This window comes from Hoeflea sp. (assembly GCF_984452065.1).
In genome coordinates this window covers 1-3,311 of the sequence record NZ_CFHWAF010000235.1, presented here as the reverse complement: position 1 = coordinate 3,311, position 3,311 = coordinate 1, and the positions used below count along the sequence as shown (strand labels likewise).

At 61.0% G+C, this 3,311-nt stretch carries 4 protein-coding genes; all 4 read right to left on the bottom strand.

Features of this window, described 5'->3' with window-relative positions; all coding sequences use genetic code 11:
* Nucleotides 1-90: 90 nt before the first annotated feature.
* The gene (locus tag AC5E6N_RS23840) at nucleotides 91-981 is read right to left on the bottom strand and encodes a branched-chain amino acid ABC transporter permease (RefSeq protein WP_491750144.1); all 891 of its coding nucleotides are present in this window, start codon (nucleotides 979-981) and stop codon (nucleotides 91-93) included.
* Nucleotides 978-1,697 carry an ABC transporter ATP-binding protein gene (locus AC5E6N_RS23835; RefSeq protein ID WP_491750143.1) on the bottom strand — a complete coding sequence of 240 codons (720 nt, stop codon included), beginning with the start codon at nucleotides 1,695-1,697 and terminating at the stop codon, nucleotides 978-980. The genes AC5E6N_RS23840 and AC5E6N_RS23835 overlap by 4 nt, the downstream gene beginning before the upstream one ends.
* Nucleotides 1,694-2,467 carry an ABC transporter ATP-binding protein gene (locus AC5E6N_RS23830; RefSeq protein ID WP_491750142.1) on the bottom strand — a complete coding sequence of 258 codons (774 nt, stop codon included), beginning with the start codon at nucleotides 2,465-2,467 and terminating at the stop codon, nucleotides 1,694-1,696. Before AC5E6N_RS23830 ends, AC5E6N_RS23835 begins: the two co-directional genes overlap by 4 nt.
* A 17-nt stretch (nucleotides 2,468-2,484) precedes the next feature.
* Nucleotides 2,485-3,311, bottom strand: an 827-nt coding sequence (locus AC5E6N_RS23825; RefSeq protein WP_491750141.1) for an ABC transporter substrate-binding protein, incomplete at its 5' end; no start/stop codon positions are given.

Below are 3,311 nucleotides of genomic sequence, written 5' to 3'. Positions count from 1 at the left end.
ATTGTATGTTGAGGGCGAGGCAGAGCAGCGCGTAGATGCCGCCGAAGATCAGGAGGCTGACGAGATAGAAGAAAAGGCCCGTAAGCTCCATTACAGCAGCCTTCCCTTGAACAGGCCCTGCGGCCTGAAGATCAGCAGCCCGATCATGATGACGAAGGCGACCGCGGTCTTGTAGGACGGCGAGATCAGCGCGCTGTCTCCGATCCAGTGATAGGAGGAGAGTTCCTCGGCCATGCCGATGATGAAGCCGCCCGCCATGGCGCCCATCGGCTTGCCGATGCCGCCCAGAATGGCGGCCGCGAACATGGGCAGCAGGAGGTTCCAGCCAAGGTTCGGATGCGCGCTGGTGTTGAGGGCCGCAAAAGCCCCGGCAATTGCGGCAAGGGCAGCGCCGATAATCCAGGTCCAGCGCACGACCCTGGCAGTGTCGAGGCCCGAGACTTCCGCCAGTTCCGGATCGTCGGCAACGGCGCGCATGGAGCGGCCGGTTCTGGTCGCCGTCAAAAAGAATTGCAGCAGGACCGCAATGACGGCGGTCGACACAATCGCCTGCACATGCAGAACGGACACCCTGAACGTGTCGAACAGCACCAGCGGCGGGCGGACACCGGTCGAGAAGACCTGGTTCTCCGATCCCCAGATGAGTTGCACAAGCGAACGGAAGACCAAAGCGATGCCGAAGGAGGCGATGACGGTATAGATCGTCGGCAGGTCGCGCAGCGGCCGATAGAAGAACCTGTCGACAAAAAGGGCGGCAAAAATTGTCAGCGCCATGCCGAAGGGAATGAGCAGCAGCGGATTCACCGGGAAAAGGGCGAGGGCCGCCAGAATGCCGTAGGTGCCGACGGTCATGAGATCGCCATGGGCAAAATGCGCGAAGCGCAAGATGCCGAAGATCATCGAGATACCGACGGCGCCGAGCGCATAGATACTGCCGATGGTGAGCGCCGGGAACAGATAGAAATTGACAAACTCGCTCATGCGGCCGTTCCCCCGAGAAACAGCCGGCGCACATCCTCGTCGGCCAGCAATTCCTTTCCCGTGCCGCTGGAATGGTTGCGCCCGTTGACCAGAATATGGCCATGGTCGGCGATCTGCAGAGCCTGGCGGGCGTTCTGTTCCACCATCAGGATCGTGATCCCGGTCTGGCGGATGTCGAGCAGCAGGTCGAAGATACGTTCAAGATAGGCGGGAGAAAGCCCGGCCGTCGGCTCGTCCAGCAGGACCAGCTTCGGCTCGCTCATCAGCGCCCGGCCCATCGCCACCATCTGCCTCTGCCCGCCGGAGAGTTCACCGGCCGGCTGATTGAGCTTGCCTTTGAGATCGGGAAAGAGGGAAAGCACCTTGTCCCGCGTGGCGTCCTTGTCCGCCGGCGGGGCCGCGTAGGTGCCCACATCGAGGTTCTCATCGACGGTCATGGACGGAAACACGTTTTTGCTCTGCGGCACCGCCGAGACGCCGAGCGGCACGAGCACGGATGTCCTGCAGCCCGTCAGTTCCCGTTCGCCGAGCACAATGGACCCGGCCGAAATGGCGGTGAGCGCAAAAATACTCTTCAGCAGCGTGGACTTGCCGGCTCCGTTCGGACCGAGAACGACGGCGATTTCACCGGGTTCGACGCTCAGCGAGATATCTTCGATCACCGGCAGGCCACCATAGCCGGCCGTCAGTCCGCGAACCGAAAGCTGTTGGGTCATGCGTGGGCCTCATATTTCCCGCCGCCGAAATAGGCCTCGATAACCCGCTCGTCGCGCCTCACCATATCGACCGGCCCTTGCGTCAACAGCGATCCCTGCGCCATCACCAGCACGTGGTCGCACAGTCTGGAGACGTAATCGAGGTCGTGTTCGATCAGGCAGAATGTCAGCCCGGGTTCCTTGTTCAGCAACGATATCTTGTCGGCGAGCTTGGCAAGGAGCGCCCTGTTGATCCCGGCGCCGATCTCATCGAGCAGGATGATCTTCGGCTTGCGCATCAGGGCACGGCCGAGTTCGACGAGCTTTTTCTGCCCGCCGGACAGGTTGCCGGCCTTTTCGTCGATCACATGGTCCAGTTCGAGAAGACGAACGGTTTCGCGCGCGGTTTCATAGATCTCGTGTTCCTCGCTTGAATATCGTCCGCGCCGGAAAACCACGTTGAGGACATTCTCGCCCTGCGGCGCGGATGCCGAAGCCATCAGGTTCTCAAGGACCGAGAGGCTGGAAAACTCGTGCGGGATCTGAAACGTGCGCGCCATGCCGGCCTCGGCCCGCTGATAGGGTTTCAGCCTTGTGATGTCGCGCCCGTTGAGCAGAACTTTGCCAGCGCTCGGTCTTATGGCCCCGGCGATGACGTTGAACACGGTTGTCTTGCCGGCCCCGTTGGGGCCGATCAGACCGGTAATGAGGCCTGCGTCGATCCTGAAGCTTGCATGGTCCACGGCCCGCAAACCGCCAAAATCGACGCAGATCTTATCAAGTTGGATCACGTTATGATCAGTTCGGCTTATTCGACGATGGCAACCTGCCTGTAGCCGTCTCCATCGACCACGAATTTGCCGATATAGCCGCCGACATCGCCGTTTTCGTCGAACTCGGCCGTGCCGCTGGCGCCGTCGTAGTCAATGTCCTTGCCTTCCTTGATCAGGGCGACGGCCTTGGCCCATTCGCCGGGACTGACTTTCTCGCCCGGAGCCGTCGCGACCTCGCGCAGCGCCGCCGCCATCTTTGAGCGGTCCGTCGATCCGGCTTTCTCGATCGCGAGAAGGGTCAGGAAGGTGGCATCATAGGTCTGATCCACAAATGCCTTGTCGGCGCCTTCGCCATATTCGGCGTTGAAGGCGTCATGCAGCGTTTTCTGCGCCGGGTTTTCGGCAGGCGAGGTCGGAGACGAAAAGAACGACGTCTTCAGGGCGTCCGCGCCGACATTCTCGATCAGGAGTTCGTCGCGCAGCCCATCCGTTCCGATGAAATTGTTGAAGAGGCCACCCTCGATCGACTGCCTGACGATCTTGCCGCCGGAATCGCCGGCATAGGCAATCACGACAAGAGCCTGCGCGTCACCCTTGGCCAGGCTTGCCAGTTCGGAGCGGTAGGAATCCTTCTTTTCTTCGTGCCGGGCCTGTGCCACGATTTCGCCGCCGGCCTTCTTGTAGGCATTCATGAAAGTCTGACCGATGCCGACGCCATAGTCGTTGTTCACATAGGTGACCGCGACCTTGTCGATGCCTTCTTCGAGCACCATCTTCGCCAGGATTTCGCCCTGGTAGTTGTCGGACGGCACGATGCGGAACACCAGACCGTCATCCTGCAGGTCGGTCATGGCCGGTGACG

What these genes read in the sequence shown, in the direction of transcription:
- AC5E6N_RS23835 (WP_491750143.1), bottom strand. Translation starts at nt 1,697, where the DNA reads ATGACCCAACAGCTTTCGGTTCGCGGACTGACGGCCGGCTATGGTGGC.
- AC5E6N_RS23840 (WP_491750144.1), bottom strand. Translation starts at nt 981, where the DNA reads ATGAGCGAGTTTGTCAATTTCTATCTGTTCCCGGCGCTCACCATCGGC.